The sequence below is a fragment of the Serratia microhaemolytica genome (assembly GCF_004011885.1).
Lineage (GTDB): Bacteria > Pseudomonadota > Gammaproteobacteria > Enterobacterales > Enterobacteriaceae > Serratia_G > Serratia_G microhaemolytica.
The window spans coordinates 19,999-39,404 of sequence record NZ_SBEF01000016.1; the positions used below are offsets into that span (position 1 = coordinate 19,999).

Annotated in this window: 16 protein-coding genes and 4 tRNA genes; 12 read left to right on the forward strand and 8 right to left on the reverse strand. The window is 49.4% G+C overall.

What is annotated here, in order from left to right; genetic code table 11:
• Positions 1-194 precede the first annotated feature (194 nt).
• The 6 genes from uspA to EOJ37_RS07145 all read right to left on the reverse strand — a co-directional run bounded on the left by uspA (position 195) and on the right by EOJ37_RS07145 (position 2,284).
• Positions 195-632, reverse strand: a complete 438-nt coding sequence (gene uspA, locus EOJ37_RS07120) for a universal stress protein UspA (RefSeq protein ID WP_127959243.1) — start codon at positions 630-632, stop codon at positions 195-197.
• Positions 633-975: 343 nt separating this feature from the next.
• Positions 976-1,052, reverse strand: a tRNA-Pro gene (locus EOJ37_RS07125).
• Between the two features lie 60 nt (positions 1,053-1,112).
• Positions 1,113-1,198 (reverse strand) — tRNA-Leu (locus EOJ37_RS07130).
• A gap of 99 nt (positions 1,199-1,297) precedes the next feature.
• A tRNA-His gene (locus tag EOJ37_RS07135) sits at positions 1,298-1,373 on the reverse strand.
• Between the two features lie 182 nt (positions 1,374-1,555).
• Positions 1,556-1,632, reverse strand: a tRNA-Arg gene (locus EOJ37_RS07140).
• Between the two features lie 238 nt (positions 1,633-1,870).
• Positions 1,871-2,284 carry a helix-turn-helix domain-containing protein gene (locus EOJ37_RS07145; protein WP_127959244.1) on the reverse strand — a complete coding sequence of 138 codons (414 nt, stop codon included), beginning with the start codon at positions 2,282-2,284 and terminating at the stop codon, positions 1,871-1,873.
• A 555-nt stretch (positions 2,285-2,839) separates the two neighbouring features.
• On the opposite strand from EOJ37_RS07145, the gene ndk reads away from it, so the two are divergent.
• From ndk to der, 9 genes are all read left to right on the forward strand, one after another.
• A complete protein-coding gene (ndk, locus tag EOJ37_RS07150; RefSeq protein WP_127959245.1) occupies positions 2,840-3,265 on the forward strand; it encodes a nucleoside-diphosphate kinase in 426 nt (141 codons plus the stop codon).
• A 214-nt stretch (positions 3,266-3,479) separates the two neighbouring features.
• A complete protein-coding gene (rlmN, locus tag EOJ37_RS07155; protein WP_127959246.1) occupies positions 3,480-4,694 on the forward strand; it encodes a dual-specificity RNA methyltransferase RlmN in 1,215 nt (404 codons plus the stop codon).
• Between the two features lie 330 nt (positions 4,695-5,024).
• Positions 5,025-5,771 carry a type IV pilus biogenesis/stability protein PilW gene (gene pilW, locus EOJ37_RS07160; RefSeq protein ID WP_127959247.1) on the forward strand — a complete coding sequence of 249 codons (747 nt, stop codon included), beginning with the start codon at positions 5,025-5,027 and terminating at the stop codon, positions 5,769-5,771.
• On the forward strand, positions 5,761-6,759 hold the full coding sequence (gene rodZ / locus EOJ37_RS07165; RefSeq protein ID WP_127959248.1) for a cytoskeleton protein RodZ: 999 nt from the start codon (positions 5,761-5,763) through the stop codon (positions 6,757-6,759). Before pilW ends, rodZ begins: the two co-directional genes overlap by 11 nt.
• A gap of 193 nt (positions 6,760-6,952) precedes the next feature.
• A complete protein-coding gene (gene ispG, locus EOJ37_RS07170) occupies positions 6,953-8,071 on the forward strand; it encodes a flavodoxin-dependent (E)-4-hydroxy-3-methylbut-2-enyl-diphosphate synthase (RefSeq protein ID WP_127959249.1) in 1,119 nt (372 codons plus the stop codon).
• 159 nt (positions 8,072-8,230) lie between these two features.
• Entirely contained in the window at positions 8,231-9,505 is a 1,275-nt protein-coding gene (gene hisS, locus EOJ37_RS07175) for a histidine--tRNA ligase (protein ID WP_127959250.1), read from the forward strand.
• Between the two features lie 13 nt (positions 9,506-9,518).
• A complete protein-coding gene (locus tag EOJ37_RS07180; protein WP_127959251.1) occupies positions 9,519-10,139 on the forward strand; it encodes a YfgM family protein in 621 nt (206 codons plus the stop codon).
• 8 nt (positions 10,140-10,147) lie between these two features.
• Entirely contained in the window at positions 10,148-11,326 is a 1,179-nt protein-coding gene (gene bamB, locus EOJ37_RS07185) for an outer membrane protein assembly factor BamB (RefSeq protein WP_127959252.1), read from the forward strand.
• 165 nt (positions 11,327-11,491) lie between these two features.
• Positions 11,492-12,979 carry a ribosome biogenesis GTPase Der gene (gene der / locus EOJ37_RS07190; RefSeq protein ID WP_127959253.1) on the forward strand — a complete coding sequence of 496 codons (1,488 nt, stop codon included), beginning with the start codon at positions 11,492-11,494 and terminating at the stop codon, positions 12,977-12,979.
• A gap of 77 nt (positions 12,980-13,056) precedes the next feature.
• On the opposite strand, the gene EOJ37_RS07195 is transcribed toward der, so the two are convergent.
• Both EOJ37_RS07195 and rhlE read right to left on the reverse strand, forming a co-directional pair.
• Complete coding sequence (locus EOJ37_RS07195) at positions 13,057-13,572, reverse strand: DUF2628 domain-containing protein (RefSeq protein WP_127959254.1); 516 nt, start codon at positions 13,570-13,572, stop codon at positions 13,057-13,059.
• 238 nt (positions 13,573-13,810) lie between these two features.
• Positions 13,811-15,097, reverse strand: coding sequence for an ATP-dependent RNA helicase RhlE (gene rhlE / locus EOJ37_RS07200; protein WP_127959255.1), 1,287 nt, complete (start codon positions 15,095-15,097; stop codon positions 13,811-13,813).
• Positions 15,098-15,527: 430 nt separating this feature from the next.
• Here rhlE and hlyD point away from each other — a divergent pair, with 430 nt between their 5' ends.
• Genes hlyD through EOJ37_RS07215 form a run of 3 tightly spaced genes read left to right on the forward strand, consistent with a single transcriptional unit; the run spans position 15,528 to position 19,400 of the window.
• Entirely contained in the window at positions 15,528-16,529 is a 1,002-nt protein-coding gene (gene hlyD / locus EOJ37_RS07205) for a secretion protein HlyD (RefSeq protein ID WP_127959256.1), read from the forward strand.
• 8 nt (positions 16,530-16,537) lie between these two features.
• On the forward strand, positions 16,538-18,271 hold the full coding sequence (locus EOJ37_RS07210) for an ATP-binding cassette domain-containing protein (protein ID WP_127959257.1): 1,734 nt from the start codon (positions 16,538-16,540) through the stop codon (positions 18,269-18,271).
• The gene (locus EOJ37_RS07215; RefSeq protein WP_127959258.1) at positions 18,264-19,400 is read left to right on the forward strand and encodes an ABC transporter permease; all 1,137 of its coding nucleotides are present in this window, start codon (positions 18,264-18,266) and stop codon (positions 19,398-19,400) included. The genes EOJ37_RS07210 and EOJ37_RS07215 overlap by 8 nt, the downstream gene beginning before the upstream one ends.
• The last annotated feature ends 6 nt before the right edge of the window (positions 19,401-19,406 follow it).

Sequence of the window (19,406 nt, forward strand, 5' to 3'; positions counted from 1 at the left end):
AGCACTAAATGAGTCAGTGACCTAAAAAATATGCTTCAATAATTCGCGGGTAGAAAAATGATATTGGTGCAGGGCAATTTTGGCGATCGCTCACCCTTCCCATTGATTGAAAATCAAATGGAAAGGGCAAAAAACAGTCGGTACAAAATGGCAGAGAACAGGGTACTAGGCGCTAAATATCGCGCAGGGGATCACTACTCTTCATCGTCGTCATGTAGCGGTACGATCAACATATCCACATGCACAGTATTAATCAACTGACGGGCGGAAGACATCAGTTTGCTCCAGAAATCCTGATGATGCCCACATAATACCAAGTCGATATCATACTTTTTGATCGCATCAATCAGTACCTGTGCCAAATCTCCTCTGCCACTGAGTACTTCACTGACCGGGTAAGCGGCATGTTGCGATAGTTCTGCCAGTGCTTGATGAGTCTCCTCGTTGATCCGTTTTTGCATATCGCCTGGAGTGGCATCAATCAGGCCGATGTACAGGTCGGAGTAGTTTACATCAACGTGGATCAGCGAGATGTCGGCGGAAAAAGCACGCGCCATTGAGACACCTTTCTCAACCAAAACTTTGCTTTCCGGCGATAGATCAACTGCGATCAAGATATGTTTGTAAGCCATAAAAACTCTCTCCATGTATGCCAATTAAGCAGAGTGATCTCCGGCAGACAACGCCACGAGTTGAGGGCAGCAAACACTTAACGCTGTCAAACAGCAGAGATCACCCAGTGAAACCATCAAGTGTAGGCGGTATGCTAACCTAGCACCTGGCTGCAACGACTAAACTTCGCTCGGTGCGTAACTCTGTATATAGTAGCACTGCATTTAGCACACGATATGCCATTGTGATCACAATGCATCACATTGTTTGCTCATTTTGCCACTGCGTTAGGATGATGCTAGGTTTTCAGGGAGGAAATTACAGACGTAAAAAAACCCGCTCTCAGAGCAGGTTTCTTGAATTTGGTCGGCGAGAGAGGATTCGAACCTCCGACCCACTGGTCCCAAACCAGTTGCGCTACCAAGCTGCGCTACTCGCCGATTTGTGTGCTGATACTACCTTATCTGTTGTCGCCTGTAAACAGCAAAAACTGAATTTTGTGGTGCGAAGAGAGGGACTTGAACCCTCACGTCCGTAAGACACTAACACCTGAAGCTAGCGCGTCTACCAATTCCGCCACCTTCGCAAATTCACAAAATTGCTCTTGCTTAGAACGACAATCTTACTACTCGAAACTACTCAAACTTACTTTAAGTTGAGCCGGTCACCCAGCATACTCAGTAAGTGGGGTGGCTAATGGGACTCGAACCCACGACAACTGGAATCACAATCCAGGGCTCTACCAACTGAGCTATAGCCACCATCGATACACTGCTGAAAGTTCTAATTGAGCAACCGGGCAAAACTCTGCTTATGCTCAAGTTAAACTGACAATCCAGCGTTACATCACATTTGGTCACTGCACAACATATTGATGTGTCACTGACTCGATGTCTAGCCGCATTACGTGGTTAAACCACCGTAGCTCCTGCGTACAAACCAATGGCGCGCCCGACAGGATTCGAACCTGAGACCTCTGCCTCCGGAGGGCAGCGCTCTATCCAGCTGAGCTACGGGCGCGTAGCGCCGTTGCGGGTGGGGATACTACGGATTTAACTGGACTCTGTCTAGTGCTTTTTTCAGAATTTTTTCTTTTGGCGATGTTTTGTTCGTCTTTTGCTTGTCAACCGCGCAGGCTGGCGGTTACTAAAGAGATGATGGGCAATTTAACGTTAAGTGAAGAGAAAATCCGCCCCAATCGGGGCGATCAAAATAACCGCTGAACGGCTACGCTTGTGACAACAGCACTAAAGCCTGTTCAGCGACAGGCTGGGGGTTGTGAACCGTGCGAGTGTTTCACAAAAGCCAGTGGCAGCAGACGGTGCTGGTATCCTTTAATCGGTTCATGTTGCTGAACCCGTCGGTAGGCAGCGGGAGTCTGGCCGAACTGCTTTTTAAAGGCACGGGAAAAAGAGGGTTGCGAGTCAAAGTGAAACTGCAACGCGATATCGAGGATTGGGCGCGGAGTCGTCAGTAGAATTTTTGCTGCTTGGGACAGGCGACGTTGACGAATATAACTACCTAACGCATGACCAGTGGTACTGCGGAACATACGCTGCAAATGCCACTTTGAATAGCCTGATTTTGCAGCCACATTATCAAGCTGTAACGGTTGATCCAGATGTGTTTCTATCCAGTCGAGTAAATCATGAATAACACTGTTGCGATCCATTGTTTTGCTCCCCCACAGTAATGGCCAGCATTGCACCATCAACCTAGAACCTATCCCATCAGGGCTATTCACTACTTAATTTAGCTCCTGGAGCACGCTTGCCAGTCAAGCATATTAGCTGCACAAATCGCTTGCTACTGCTTAACAAACTGGTGTGAATCAGCGTTAGCAATTACGCTTTCAGAGATAGGATCTTAGTGTAATAACGCAAGATTGTGCTTTGATAATAAAACTGCAATTGTGATTATACAAGCATTAATTTGGTTAATTAGAAAAAAGGAACGGAGTATAGTAAGCATGTTAGCGCGCAATATTGAGGCTGCTTTCTGCCGTTAATATTGAGATTGCGAGCGCTTTTCTTTTACTAATATGTTGATTTTTTGTAGCCAAACGTTAATGCCATACATATAATCAGCGCCACTTGAACAACTGGCTGATGTCACGACTTTAAAACAGCAGCTAGGTGAAGCTGATACCCGGCATCATTGTTGTGGTAGCGTGGTTCACCGTTGGTAACCTGTTCTGGCAACGATAATAAAATATGTAGAGGCAACCATGACCGTAGAACGTACCCTATCCATCATTAAACCGAACGCAGTGGCAAACAATCAAATTGGGGAAATTTTCGCCCGTTTTGAACGTGCTGGCTTTAAAATCATTGCCACCAAGATGTTGCAGTTAACCCGTGAGCAAGCTGAGGGCTTCTACGCGGAACACAAAGAGCGCCCATTTTTTGCCAGTCTGGTCGATTTTATGATTTCAGGCCCGATTGTGGTGCAGGTGCTGGCGGCGGAGAATGCGGTGCAACGCAATCGCGACATTATGGGGGCTACCAACCCGGACAATGCATTAGCTGGCACGTTGCGTGCTGATTACGCGGAGAGTTTGACCGCCAACGCTGTGCACGGCTCTGACTCTGTTCACTCTGCTGAACGTGAAATTGCTTATTTCTTTGATCAAAGTGAAATCTGTCTGCGCTGATTAACGCTGGCTTGGCCTATCACTAATGTTATAGAGCGGCAGTGTTACCGCCTGCCGCTGTGGCACCCTTCCAGAATCTAATGCCGGCAAAGATGGCAAGCTGGTAGCAAAGTTTGTACAATGCAGCCCCTTAGATAAGTCAACTTATCACTCAACGATAAAATTTCATTCTATTTCAAGCCACAACGTGTAATAACGAGGCACAAAAATCATCATGTCAGATACCATCACTGTTGGGCAGTATACGCCCGAACAACATGCGCAGAGTCTTCAACCGAACAGTGAAGCTCAATCCAGTTCAGTGCAGCCCAGCAGCAAAATCAACTTGCTCGATTTGAACCGCCAGCAACTGCGCGAATTTTTTATTAATATGGGCGAAAAGCCGTTTCGTGCTGATCAGGTGATGAAGTGGATTTACCACTACTGCTGTGATGATTTCGAGCAGATGACCGACATTAATAAAACCTTGCGTAACAAATTACAGAGCGTTGCTGAAATCCGTGCACCGGAAGTGGCGGATGAACAGCGCTCGGTGGATGGCACGATTAAATGGGCGATCCAGGTAGGTGAGCAACAGGTAGAGACTGTTTACATTCCAGAGCCGGATCGGGCGACATTGTGTGTTTCATCACAAGTCGGCTGTGCGTTGGAGTGTAAGTTCTGCTCAACTGCGCAGCAGGGATTTAACCGTAATTTACGTGTCTCTGAAATTATCGGCCAAGTTTGGCGAGCAGCGAAAATCATTGGCGCACAAAAAGTCACCGGTCAGCGTCCGATTACCAATGTGGTAATGATGGGTATGGGCGAACCGTTACTTAATTTGAATAATGTGGTGCCAGCTATGGAGATCATGCTGGACGATTTTGGTTTTGGGCTGTCAAAACGTCGTGTCACCTTATCGACATCCGGTGTAGTTCCGGCGTTAGATAAACTGGGTGATATGATTGATGTGGCGCTGGCCATTTCGCTACACGCGCCGAATGATAAAATTCGTGACGAAATTGTACCGATTAATCGTAAATACAATATTGCGACTTTTTTAGCTGCAGTAGAGCGCTATCTGGCCAAATCGAATGCTAACCAAGGGCGCGTGACAGTGGAATACGTCATGCTGGATCATATCAATGACAGCACTGATGATGCCCATCAATTGGCTGAGGTGTTAAAAAACACACCTTGTAAAATCAATTTGATACCTTGGAATCCGTTCCCGAATGCGCCATATGGACGCAGTTCTAATAGTCGTGTTGATCGTTTCGCAAAAGTGTTAATGCAGTATGGTTTCACCACCATTGTGCGTAAAACACGCGGTGATGATATTGATGCAGCCTGTGGCCAATTAGCCGGTGATGTGATTGACCGAACTAAACGCACGTTGAAAAAACAACAGCTCGGGGAACCTATTTCAGTTAGGACGGTCGGAAACTGAGTGTGTTGTCGTTTATTAATAACGATGCTGCTCGTTGCACATCGGTCAATCAAGAAATATTGGTGATGTGTTGTTGTTAGTCATGTCGTGATGAGAGTGCTAGCGCTGTGATGACAGTGTAGTTTTGATGATGCACTGTTTCTGGTGAATTCGGGTGATATTGGCCTAACATTGTTGCAGTGACTTTGTGATTAGCTTTGCATTTTAACTGGTTAGTTTGTTTTGATTGTGGTTAATGGTATAAAAAGGCGATTAACTCAGCAGAATTGGCGCAGACAATCAGGTAACATCATTCAGGGAAATTTACTGGAAGCATGAAGCTAACAACTTATGAAGCTAAAAACTTGTCGTGTGATATGGGTTATTGCGATGCTGGCTGGTTGTGCCAGCAATCAACCGAGTAACCAACATTCAGCAGCGGCCAGCCAGGCCCGTCTACAACTGGGGCTGGAGTATTTGCGCCAAGGAGAGATGCAGGCCGCTAGCTATAATCTGCAAAAAGCGCTGGAGCGGACACCGCAGGATTATCGCGCGCACCTGGCTATGGCACTTTTTTATCAGAAAGTGGCTAATAATGAGTCTGCGCGTTCACATTATCAGCGGGCACTCAGACTGGCACCGGACAATCCGACCGTACTGAATAATTACGGTGCGTTTCTCTGTAGTTTAGGGCAGTATGTAGCAGCTCAGCGTCAGTTTAGTTCTGCTGCACGGTTGGGCGATAACGGTCAAGTTGCCGACAGTTTGGAAAATGCCGGTTACTGCTCACTTCTGGCAGGTCAGATGCAGAGTGCTCAAACTTTATTGATGCGGGCATTGAAGATTTCCCCGGAAAAAGGGGAAACAATTCTGGCGGAAGCAGAAAAGCAGTTTGGAGAAGGGAAGCACGTCGAGTCGCAGCTTTTGTTAGACAGTTATCAAAATGCGCTGCCGGCCAGTGCCGACAGTTTATGGTTACAGATCCGTTTCGCCGCGTCAGCAGGCCGCCAGGATAGCGTTCAGCATTATGGCAAACAGTTAGCGCGAAGTTTTCCACAATCCAAACAGTACCAGCAGTTCTTAGCTAATGAATACTGAAGAAAATCAAAATAAAATTGTATCAATGACGATAGGTCAACGCCTGCGTCAGGCTCGTGAAGAACAGGGGCTCACCCAACAGGTTGTTGCAGATCGTCTTTATCTCAAGATCTCAACTGTGCGCGATATTGAAGAGGATAACCTGGCGACAGATTTGGCCTCGACTTTTGTGCGTGGTTATGTGCGTGCCTACATTAAACTGCTTAATTTGCCAGAGGGGGAGTTACTGGCATTACTTGATCAACAACAACCGGCTAAGGTAGCCAATGTGGCGAAAATGCAGAGTTTTTCGCTGGAAAAACGCCGTAAAAAGCGTGATGGTTGGCTAATGAGCTTTACCTGGTTGGTGGTATTTGTCGTGGTGGGCTTAACTGGCGCTTGGTGGTGGCAGCACCACAAGGCACAACAGGATGAAATTGCCACGATGGCAGAGCAATCTTCGGTTGAATTGTTTAAAGAAAAAGCATCATCGACGGGTTCATCAGTCAGTCAAGAAGCGAGCAATAGCTTACCCATCGTGCTAGATCAGCAATCGACGGTTTCAACTGCGCCTGTGTCACAGCCTGTGCCGATTCATCCAGTACCATTGACAGGGCAGACACCCGCAATTTTAGCGCCTGAGCAGCCGAGTTCATCGGTAGCGCTCAATCTTTCGGTATCATCTGTTGATACAGCTCCAGTCAGCAATCCAACAGCGCCCCTCCAGACGACAGGCGCTAGCCAGAATGGCACCGCTGATGTCAACAATGCGTTAGTGATGAATTTTTCTGCCGACTGCTGGGTACAGGTGATCGACGCTAGCGGAAAATCGCTGTTTAGTGGCACGCAAAAAGGGGGTTCACAGCTTAACCTGTCGGGTGTTCCACCCTATAAGTTAACATTAGGCGCACCGGCTGCAGTCGAGATCCTGTTCCAGGGTAAACCGGTTGATTTAACACGTTTCGTCAGAACGAATCGTGTCGCACGTTTGAGCGTGCCTGCACAATAATCGCTAAGTTAGGGATCTGTTCCAATCGGCATGATAGGTGCTGCTGGTTTTCACTGGCAGTGCGGAAAAGCCGTGGTGCAGTTGCTACCTACGCCTCGCTGGTGATTTTTTTGCAAAACAGACAGTAAAGCCAGCTGATTGGGAGTAGGTGCGAAATCTAAGGTTGTTAATGTTACCGCTGGGAGAGTAAGCCATGCATAACCAAGCGCCGATTAAGCGCCGCAAATCTAAACGTATCTACGTTGGAAATGTGCCGATTGGCGATGGCGCACCGATTGCCGTGCAGTCGATGACCAATACCCATACCACCGATGTTGAAGCAACGGTTAATCAGATCAAAGCACTGGAGCGAGTGGGCGTTGATATTGTGCGCGTCTCTGTGCCGACAATGGATGCAGCAGAGGCATTTCGGTTGATTAAGCAGCAAGTTAAGGTGCCACTGGTTGCTGATATCCATTTCGATTATCGTATCGCTTTGCAGGTGGCACAGTATGGCGTTGACTGCCTGCGTATCAATCCAGGCAATATCGGCAACGAAACACGCATTCGTGCGGTGGTCGACTGTGCGCGTGACAAGAATATTCCGATCCGTATTGGGGTCAACGGCGGTTCACTAGAGAAAGATCTGCAAGAGAAGTATGGCGAACCGACTCCCGAAGCGTTGCTCGAATCGGCAATGCGTCATGTCGACATTCTCGATCGACTCAATTTCGATCAGTTCAAAGTGAGCGTTAAAGCTTCAGATGTATTTTTGGCGGTCGAATCTTACCGCCTACTGGCAGCACGTATCGACCAGCCCTTGCATTTAGGTATCACCGAAGCGGGTGGCGCTCGCAGTGGAGCGGTGAAATCTGCCATTGGTTTGGGCATGTTGCTTGCTGAGGGGATTGGGGACACGCTGCGTGTCTCACTGGCTGCAGATCCAGTTGAAGAGGTCAAAGTCGGTTTTGATATTCTAAAATCGTTGCGTATTCGTGCGCGCGGGATCAACTTCATCGCTTGCCCGACTTGTTCGCGTCAGGAGTTTGATGTAATTGGCACGGTCAATGCGTTGGAACAGCGGTTAGAAGACATCATCACCCCGATGGACGTCTCAATTATTGGTTGTGTCGTTAACGGCCCAGGTGAAGCGCTGGTATCGACACTGGGTGTCACTGGCGGACATAAGAAAAGCGGTTTTTATCAGGATGGTGTGCGACAGAAAGAGCGTTTCGATAACACGCAGATGATCGAGCTGCTGGAGGCGAAGATCCGTGCTAAAGCAGCGATGCTGGAAGATGCCAATCGTATCTCGGTAAAACAGCAGGATTAGTGATTATTGGCCGTTCAGCAACCACTGGCAGCTATGCTCAGTGACATCAACAACAAGCAGGCCAATACTGCACTAATGACAGGTGAAATCCCCTGCATCTTGCCGCTGCTTGCGTATATAATTGAAATCATTTTCATCTAAAACGAATAGAGAACTGACGTGGCAAAAAACATTCAAGCCATTCGCGGCATGAACGATTGCCTGCCGGAACAGACGGCGCTATGGCAGCGAATTGAAACAACGCTAAAACAAGTACTGGCCAGTTATGGTTACGGTGAAATCCGCACCCCGATTGTCGAACAGACGCCGCTGTTTAAACGCGCCATTGGTGAAGTGACCGATGTTGTCGAAAAAGAGATGTACAGCTTTGAAGACCGTAACGGTGAGAGTCTCACTTTACGTCCGGAAGGCACCGCCGGTTGCGTGCGTGCGGGTATTGAACATGGCTTGTTCCACAATCAGCAACAGCGCGTATGGTACATCGGCCCGATGTTCCGCTATGAGCGGCCCCAGAAAGGGCGCTACCGCCAGTTTCATCAACTGGGTGCTGAAGTATTTGGTTTAGCTGGTCCGGATATTGATGCTGAGTTGATCTTGTTAACCGCGCGCTGGTGGCGAGCGCTTGGCATTGCTGAACATGTTCGGCTGGAGCTGAATTCAATTGGCTCGCTGGCTGCACGCGCTAACTATCGTGAAGCTTTGGTTGCGTTTCTTGAACAGCATAAACAACAGCTTGATGAAGATTGCTTGCGCCGCATGTACAGTAACCCGCTGCGCGTACTCGACTCGAAAAACCCGCAAGTGCAAGCGTTACTGAATCAAGCTCCCTCGCTGGGTGACTACCTTGACGAAGAATCGCAACAGCATTTTGATGGCTTATGCCAACTGCTAACCTTGGCTGGGATCCCGTTTCGAATTAATCACCGCCTAGTGCGCGGTTTGGATTATTATAACCGCACCGTGTTTGAATGGGTGACAGAGAGCCTCGGTGCCCAAGGCACGGTGTGTGCTGGTGGGCGTTATGATGGTTTGGTGGAACAACTGGGCGGTCGAGCGACAACCGCAGTCGGTTTCGCAATGGGATTAGAACGCCTGGTATTGCTGGTACAAGCCGTCAATCCAGCATTTAGTGTTGCCGCCAGACTGGATGTTTACCTGATATCCAGCGGGGCAGGCGCGCAAAATGCCGCTATGCTATTGGCAGAGCAAGTGCGTGATGCTCTGCCTAATGTCAAACTGATGCTTGATTATGGTGGCGGCAGCCTGAAAAAACAGATCACACGTGCAGATAAATCGGGTGCCCGCATTGCCCTGATCCTGGGAGAAAATGAAGTCGCAACGCAGCAGGTAGTAGTTAAAGATCTGGCGCATGGCGAACAGTGCAGTGTGCCGCAACAACAAGTTGCTGAACATTTATCTGCAATATTAGGTTAAGGAGAAGGACGCTGTGGAAATTTATACCACTGAAAATGAACAAGTTGATGCCCTGCGCCGATTCTTTGCAGAAAATGGCAAAGCCTTAGCAGTGGGGACAATCCTCGGTATTGGTGCGCTGTTGGGTTGGCGCTATTGGCAGAACCATCAAACTGCCACCATGATGGCAGCGGCAGAAGCCTACCAGCAAGCCACAGATACCTTGGTTACAGGTAGTACGCAAGGTGTGCAGGCTGTCGAACAGTTTATCCAGAACAACAGCAACAGTTACAGTGCCTTTGCTGCGTTGCGATTGGCGAAACATTCCGCTCAACAGGGTGATTTTGCTCAGGCACAGCAGCAGTTACTTACCGCACAGCAGCAGAGTAAAGAACCAAACCTGCAGGCACTGATTAATCTGCAGTTGGCGCGGGTACAACTACAGCAAAACCAGCTAGATGAAGCACTGAAAACCTTGCAAGCGGTCAAAGGTGAAGGCTGGCAGCCGATGATGCAAGAAGTGCGTGGCGATGTTCTGTTAGCAAAAGGCGATCAACAAGGTGCGCGTGACGCTTACAAAAAGGGCATTGAATTGAGCAATTCTCAGACGCTACAGGCTGTTATGCGTATGAAATTGCAGAACTTATCCGGCTAGGAGGCACCATGCAATTGCGTAACACACTGTTAGTTGGTCTGATCACTCTCACCTTGGCCGGGTGTTCGGTGTTTAGTGGCGAATCGGATGTCGTCACGGCATCACCAGTACCGGAAATTGAGAATCAGTTCATTCCAACCCAAAACTGGAGCACGTCGGTTGGCGATGGGATCGGTAGTTACTACTCCCATTTACGCCCAGCCGCTCAGGATGGTGTAGTCTATGCCGCTGATCGTCATGGCACCGTGAAAGCCTTGTCACTGTTTGACGGCAAACAACAGTGGAAAGCCTCACTGGCTGAAAAAACCGGTTTCCTTTCACGCAACCGTTCTGCGCTGCTCTCTGGTGGCCTGACGGTTTCTGGTACACATATTTATGTTGGCAGTGAAAGGGCGATCGTTTACGCGCTAAACCGCGAAGATGGTCAGCTTGCTTGGCAGACACGAGTGGCGGGTGAGGCGATCTCACGCCCAGTGGTTGTCGATGGTATGGTGTTAATCCATACAACCAACGGCCAGCTACAGGCACTCAATGAAACCGATGGTGCAATTCGTTGGACGGCCAGTCTTGATGTGCCTTCACTCTCGCTGCGTGGTGAATCTGCCCCCGCGACAGCATTTGGTGCTGCGATAGTTGGTGGAGATAATGGGCGGGTCAGTGCGGTACTCCTGCAACAAGGACAGTTGATCTGGCAACAGCGCATTTCACAGCCTGGTGGTGTTAGCGAAATTTCGCGTCTCAATGATGTTGATACCACTCCAGTAGTGGTCGGCAACGTTGTTTATGCGTTGGGATATAATGGCAATCTGGCTGCACTGGATCTGCGCTCTGGCCAAGTGATCTGGAAACGCGATGTCGGTTCGGTCAGTGATTTTATTGTTGATGCGGGTCGTATCTACCTCGTGGATCAGAATGATCGTATTCTGGTGACTGGCACAGAAGGTGGCTCGACTATTTGGAGCCAAGATGATCTATTACACCGTGGATTAACACCGCCAGCGCTCTATCAAGGTTACTTGGTGGTTGGTGACGCCGAGGGCTATTTGCACTGGCTTGATGTGACTGATGGTCGTTTTGTTTCACAACAGCATGTTGACAGTAAAGGCTTCCTTTCAGCGCCAATTGTTGCTGGTGACACATTACTGATCCAAGCCCGTGGTGGTAAAGTTCACGCATTTACTCGTTGAATCTGCTTGTACTGGCAAGCGTAACCGCGAGTACACAAAAACCATTTAACAATGGGAAGTAGTAACAAGGGAAGACGGCTCCTAGTGAGGAGCCGTTTCGCATTTTAGCCGTTGTGTTCTTAGGCACAGCGATGCTCTGATTTATTACGTAGTGAGGTTTCACCCATGATACCTGTCGTCGCGCTGGTCGGGCGCCCGAATGTCGGTAAGTCCACCCTGTTTAACCGTTTAACGCAGACGCGCGACGCGCTGGTAGCGGATTTTCCTGGTTTAACCCGCGATCGAAAGTATGGTCGTGCGCAGATTGAAGGCAATGAATTTATCATCGTTGATACCGGTGGTATCGATGGTACTGAAGATGGTGTCGAAACCCTGATGGCAGGGCAATCGCTACTGGCAATTGAAGAAGCTGACATTGTGCTGTTTATGGTGGATGCACGCGCTGGCTTGATGCCAGCAGACAAAGCGATCGCCCAACATTTGCGCAGCCGGGAAAAGGCCACTTTTTTGGTTGCCAACAAAACCGATGGCCTCGATGCTGATAGCGTCTGCGCCGATTTTTACGCACTTGGGTTGGGTGAAGTCTATCCGATCGCGGCTTCTCATGGCCGTGGTGTAACGCAACTGATCGAACATGTATTAGTGCCGTTTTTACCACCGAAAGCGCCGGTGGTTGAGTTGACTGAAGAAGAAGCCAACGCCGCTTACTGGGCTGAACAGCAGGACGAGTCTGAGCAGGAGATCAGCGAAGAGCCAGAAGAGGAGTTTAACCCGCAGGATCTGCCAATCAAGTTGGCGATTGTCGGGCGGCCAAATGTAGGCAAATCGACACTGACTAATCGTATTCTCGGCGAAGAGCGCGTGGTGGTGTATGACCTGCCAGGCACCACGCGTGACAGCATCTATATCCCGATGGTACGTGATGAACGCGAATACGTATTAATCGACACCGCTGGAGTACGTAAACGCGGCAAAGTGACCGAGACGGTGGAAAAGTTCTCGGTGATTAAAACATTACAGGCGATTGAAGATGCCAATGTGGTATTACTGGTGATTGATGCTCGTGCCGGAATTTCTGATCAGGATCTCTCGCTACTCGGTTTTATTTTGAACAGTGGGCGTTCATTAGTCATAGCGGTAAATAAATGGGACGGCATGACACCGGAAGATCGTGACCATGTCAAAGAGATGCTTGACCTACGGCTCGGCTTTATCGATTTCGCACGGGTCCATTTTATCTCTGCACTACATGGCAGCGGCGTTGGTAATTTGTTTGAATCGGTACTGGAGGCTTATGAGTGTGCGACTCGTCGAGTGAGCACTTCACTACTGACCAAAATTATGCAGATGGCGACGGATGATCATCAGCCACCGCTAGTGCGTGGTCGCCGGGTAAAATTAAAATATGCTCATGCTGGTGGCTACAACCCACCGATTGTGGTGATCCACGGTAATCAGGTCAGTTCGTTGAATGACGCTTATAAGCGTTATCTGATGAACTACTTCCGTCGCTCACTCAATGTGATGGGGACACCGATTCGTATTCAGTTCAAAGAGGGCGAAAACCCATTTGCAGGTAAACGTAATACACTAACGCCAAGCCAAGTTCGTAAACGCAAACGGTTAATGAACCATTTGAAAAAACTAAAGTAACGTTATCAGCACGCCTGCTGGCTGTATAAAACAGTCAGCAGGATGGCTGGAAGGTGAATGCTATTTTTAATTATGCACTAAAATGTGTGATCGAAACTTGCAGCAATCAGCACACCCATAATTAAAATTACCAGTACTGTTACAATTATTAGCCCCACAAAGTATGCCCAGATAGCCCAGGTATTATATCCACCGAGAATGGTAAGATATCTTTTTACTTCCGAGGGGCTAATTTCACCGTAGCGAGAGAGTAAAAGGTCATTACGGAATTTTTGAATATAGAAAAACTTGGCAATTAAACCGCATACTATTGATCCAAATAGGCCAAGCATATTCCAAATACCAGTACCCACAAACCCTACAGTTAATACGATGATGCCGATCAGATATAATTTTCGATAGAAAAAGTAGAAAGGACCACCAAAAAAAGCCCACCAACTCCAAGACAAGGAAAAATTAAGATGCCCATTGACATCAAATTTTTTATACGCGCGTTCAAAGAGATCGACTTTTTCTGGTTTCTGTAAATGTGCCTCCAGCAGGTCACGCAATTCATCACTATTATTTGATAATCCATCTAATTTATTGTTCATGTACTTCCCCGTTATTTATATTACTACGTTATGTATTACACGCACCACTCCTTGCTTATCTGATTCTAATTTAACTATCAGATTGCTGTAAATATATTTTTATTAAATGGGGAGATATTGCTATTCGTCAGGCTAGTGTCACCTATTTTTCACCATCACTAAATGGATTGTGGTTATTATCTTCTGGTTTTCTGGAAAGGCGAGTGCCCTTCCAGAGTGGCTTCACTGTAAAACAGCACTACGCTTTATTTTGCCGTTGGCTGTTTGTGCGCCGTGGTTTGCCTGTGCTGTGTGGTTGTTGTGCGGGTTGTGCTCTGTTTTTTCTGCTGCGTTCAGTGGTGTTAACACGCTGCCGTCCGTTGATGATCGGCTCAGCCTTGATGCTGGGATCGGGTTCATAACCTGGCAGAGCGATGCGCGGGATCTGTTTTTGCAGTAGTCGCTCAATATCACGTAGCAGTTTGTGCTCATCAACACAGACCAGTGACAGCGCTTCACCGGTACATTCGGCACGCCCGGTGCGACCAATACGGTGGACATAATCTTCTGGTACATTGGGTAACTCAAAGTTGACCACATGCGGCAGTTGATCAATATCCAGACCACGAGCAGCTATATCGGTCGCGACCAGCACGCGAATGCTGCCGGCTTTAAAATCGGCCAGTGCTCGTGTGCGTGCTCCTTGGCTTTTGTTGCCATGGATCGCGGCAGCGCTAATGCCGTCTTTATTTAACTGTTCGGCCAGATGATTGGCACCGTGTTTGGTGCGTGTGAATACCAGCACCTGTTGCCAGTTTCCGACGCCAATCATCTGCGACAACAGTTCACGCTTGCGCTTTTTATCAACCAGATGAACATGTTGTGTCACTTGCTCAGAGGCAGTATTGCGTCGCGCCACTTCCACAGAAGCTGGATCGTGCAGCAGTTTGTTGGCCAACTGTTTGATCTCATCGGAAAACGTTGCTGAGAACAGCAAGTTTTGGCGTTTTACTGGTAGTTTGGCGATCACACGGCGAATATCATGGATAAAGCCCATATCCAACATACGATCTGCTTCATCCAGTACCAGAATTTCCACTTTTGACAGATCAACCGCATTCTGCTGTGCCAGATCGAGCAAGCGGCCAGGGGTGGCGACCAAAATATCGACTCCCCCACGCAGCTTCATCATCTGCGGGTTGATGCTAACACCGCCAAAGACCACCAGTGAACGCAGTGGCAAATATTGGCTGTAAGCCAGCACGTTTTCACCAATCTGCGCCGCCAGCTCGCGGGTTGGGCTTAAGATCAGTGCGCGCACCGGGCGTCGTCCTTTACTCGGCGGTTGTTGCTGACTGAGTCGTTGTAGTAGCGGCAGAGTAAAGCCAGCGGTTTTACCGGTGCCAGTCTGGGCACTGGCCATCAGATCACGACCGGCGAGAACGACAGGGATCGCCTGGCGTTGGATAGGTGTTGGTTCACGATAGCCCTGCTCGGCAACAGCACGCAGGATCTCACTAGCTAAACCAAGTGTTTCAAATGACATAATAGAGAACAGCTCCAAACCCCCCCAGCCTTAATAATATTCGGTGCAGTTTTCTAGGGGAGTGATTAAATCGGGTATCAGGAAGGGCTAGCGCTTTATGAGCAGAAGATCTTCAGCATGACCTCGCGGGATTGGCACAAACTGCAGTGCATAGGCGAGTGAGTGTAGCAGAGATTGGCTAACAACTGCCAATTTTGCTGTTTGCTGGTTGCAGTACGGTACAAGCGGGGGTAGGGTGAGGGGTGATTAGCCACGACTGCTGCGCTGTGCGGTGATGTTTGTAACACCGTATTCTGCCAAATGCAGCGGAATCAATACTCTCATATTCTGACCATACTTCGAATTGTGTGAGTGTTGGCTGCGTCCAGTTATTCGGCTTTACGCTAGTCTATCAGTTAAAAACATGCATCAGTTTGTCCAGAGGAATAAGATGAACGGAAAGAAAAGCGTGCTTTTTCTGCTGATAGTGGCTGTTATTGCCGCTATTACCTATCGTTTTTGGCACTATCCAGCACAGCAGGCAGCATTAACGCTGTACGGTAATGTCGATATCCGCAGCGTTAACCTGGCCTTTCGTGTACCGGGCCGTTTGATTGAATTAACTGTCGATGAAGGTGACCAGGTGCAGCCGGGGCAGTTGCTGGCACGGCTGGATGATGAACCTTATCGTCATGCGCAGCAACAGGCTGTGGCAAACGTTGCCGCAGCCACAGCACAATTGGCGCTGCTGCAAGCCGGTTATCGCACAGAGGAGATCGCCCAGGCACGAGCTCAGGTAGAGCAACTGCTCGCTGCGTTTAATTATGCGGATAGCTTTTTCAACCGTCAGCAGCAGCTATCGGCGCATAGGGCGGTCTCTGCTAATGAGCTGGAGGATGCGCGAACACTGCGCAATCAGGCTCAGGCCACGCTACAGGCAGCCAAAGAGCGGTTAGCACAATTTGTCGCCGGTAATCGTCCTGAACAGATCGCAGTGGGGAAAGCCAACCTAGCTCAGGCACAAGCTGCGCTGGCGCAAGCTGAACTGCAACTGCAAGATACCCGTTTGTTAGCCAGCTCTGCAGGGATTGTGCTCACCCGTGCAGTCGAACCAGGCACGCAGCTCTCTGTTGCAAATACCGTATTCACCTTGTCACTGCCACAGCCGGTGTGGGTGCGAGCTTACGTTGCTCAACGCGATCTTGATCAGGCAGTGCCTGGACGCCAAGTGGAAATTTACCGTGATGGCCGCCCAGATCAGCCCTATCAGGGCAGAATTGGTTTTGTCTCACCAAGCGCTGAGTTCACACCAAAAAGTGTCGAAACTCAGGATTTACGCAGCGATTTGGTGTTTCGTCTGCGTATTGTTGTTACCGATGCCGATGATGGATTGCGCCAAGGAATGCCGGTGACGATCCGTTTTACCCAGCCTGATAATAGCAGCCAGCGTTAAGGGATAGCATGGCACTGACCATTGAGCTTAATGCACTGGAAAAGCGTTTTGCCAACCAACAGCAACCGGCTGTAGCCTGCCTAACCGCCACACTGCGTAGCGGTGGTATTACTGGGCTGGTCGGCCCCGATGGTGCTGGGAAAACCACGCTACTACGTATGTTGGCAGGTTTGCTCACCCCGAGTAGCGGTCAACTGAGTGTTGCCGGTCTTGATCCACAACGTGATCACCAGCGGCTGCGTACTATCCTCGGCTATATGCCACAGAAATTTGGTCTGTATGAAGATTTGAGTGTGATGGAAAATCTCAATCTATATGCTGACCTACGCTCAGTGATGGGTAGTGAACGGCAGCAGATATTACAGCAGTTACTCGCTTTTACTGATCTTGGGCGTTTCACGCAGCGCCTTGCTGGCAAACTTTCCGGGGGTATGAAACAGAAACTCGGCCTTGCCTGTAGCCTGCTTGGGCAGCCGCAGATCCTGCTGCTGGATGAGCCTGGTGTTGGGGTAGATCCGATTTCACGTCGTGAGTTATGGCAGATGGTTCATCAGTTGGCTAACGACGGTATGTTGATCCTCTGGAGCACCGCCTATCTGGATGAGGCGGAACAGTGTCGAGAGGTGCTGTTGATGAATCAAGGGCAGTTGCTGTTCAGTGGTGCGCCAGCGACACTCACTGAACGAATGGCGGAGCGCACGCTGCTGATTGAACCGTCAACACTTAGCCCACGGCAATGGCTACCACGAGTACTCAGCTTGGAGGGGGTTAGTGATGCGGTATTGCAGGGTAAATATCTGCGCCTGATCCTGCGTGCTGGTGCCGATGCCAAACGGGTACTGCAGCAGTTGGCGATACCTGAAATAGTACCACTCACCACTGAGGCACGTTTTGAGGATGCTTTTATCGATCTGCTTGGCGGCCAGATTGGCAGTGAGTCTGCATTGGCAAAGGTGATCCCGATGGTTACTGCCAGTGACAGCGCAGCGGTGATTGAGGCCGAGCAATTGACCAAAAAGTTTGGCGATTTTGTTGCTACTGATCAGGTTAGTTTTGCGGTACAGCGTGGCGAGATTTTCGGCCTGTTAGGGCCAAATGGTGCTGGTAAATCAACCACCTTTAAGATGATGTGTGGCTTGCTGCAGCCAACCACTGGCAATGCAAAGGTATTGGGGCTCGATTTGCAGCATAGTTCAGGCCGGGCGCGCCAGCATCTTGGCTATATGGCGCAAAAATTTTCGCTTTATGGCAACTTGAGCGTGGCACAAAATCTGAAGTTTTTTTCGGGAGTTTATGGTCTCAGTGGCCGAGTGCAGCGTGAACGCATCAACCAGATGTGCCAAGTATTTCATTTCGGCCCGCTCCTGAATCAAGCAACGGAAACTCTGCCGCTCGGCTTCAAGCAGCGGCTTGCCTTGGCCTGTGCCTTGATGCATCAACCAGAGATCTTGTTTCTTGACGAGCCAACATCAGGTGTTGATCCGCTGACGCGACGCGAGTTTTGGCTGCATATCAATGGCATGGTAGAGAGAGGTGTGACCGTGATGGTGACCACCCATTTTATGGATGAGGCCGAGTATTGCGACCGTATCGGGCTGGTCTATCGCGGCAAAATTATTGCTAGTGGAACGCCGGACGATCTCAAGCAGCAGGCGGCTAGCACACACAACCCTGCACCCTCCATGGAGCAGACTTTTATTGAACTGGTACAGCGTTACGATCTGGAGAGCACAGATGAGTGATGCAGGCGGTTTTTCCTGGCGTCGGTTACGGGCGCTGTGTATCAAAGAGACACGACAGATCCTGCGTGATCCCTCTAGTGGCCTGATTGCATTTGTGATCCCGCTGATATTGCTGTTTATCTTTGGCTATGGCATTAATCTTGATAGCAGCAAATTGCGCTTAGGAATTGTCATTGAACAGCCAAGCCGTGAAGGGCTAGAGTTGCTGCACAGTTTTACTGGGTCACCCTATGTTGCCGCCACTGTCAGCCAGCAGCGTGAAGCGTTGCTGCCGTTACTGCAGGCTGGTAGCTTACGTGGTCTCCTGGTGATCCCGAGTGATTTTGCGGCACGCATGGCGCGCCCGGGTGATCAGGCCGTGTTGCAGATCATCACGGATGGTAGTGAGCCGAATACAGCGAGTTTTATACAGGGCTATACCCGACAGATCTGGCAGTTGTGGCAGCAGCAGCACGCGCGTGATCAGGGACGTGAGCAGCGACAGTTAATTGAACTGGAATTGCGTTACTGGTTTAACTCGGCGGTAATTAGCCGTCATTTTATCATTCCTGGCGCAATCAGCATCATTATGACGGTGATTGGTGCGATCCTGACCTCGCTGGTGATGGCGCGTGAGTGGGAGCGCGGTACCATGGAGGCACTGCTGTCGACTCCAATCAGCCGTACCGAACTGCTACTGTCGAAACTGCTGCCCTATTACCTGTTGGGGATCGGCGCGATGGCGCTCTGTATGCTGGTGGCATTGGTAGCGCTTCAGGTGCCTTATCGCGGTTCATGGTTACTACTGTGGCTGGTCAGTTCGCTCTATCTCGCCTGTACACTCGGCATTGGGTTATTGATCTCAACCCTCACCCGCAACCAATTCAATGCGGCAATGGTGGCGCTGAATGTCGCTTTTCTGCCAGCGGTTATGCTGTCGGGCTATATTTTTCAAATCAGTAGTATGCCAACGGTGGTGCGAGCGATTAGCCAGTTTATCCCTGCACGCTACTTTGTCAGTGCGTTACAAACGCTATTTCTGGCCGGTAACATTGTTAGCGTATTGATCACCAATCTGCTGTTTCTATCTGCCTCAGCACTGATTTTTCTCGGCTTTACTGCACTAAAAACCCAGCGCCGACTGGATTGAGGGAGC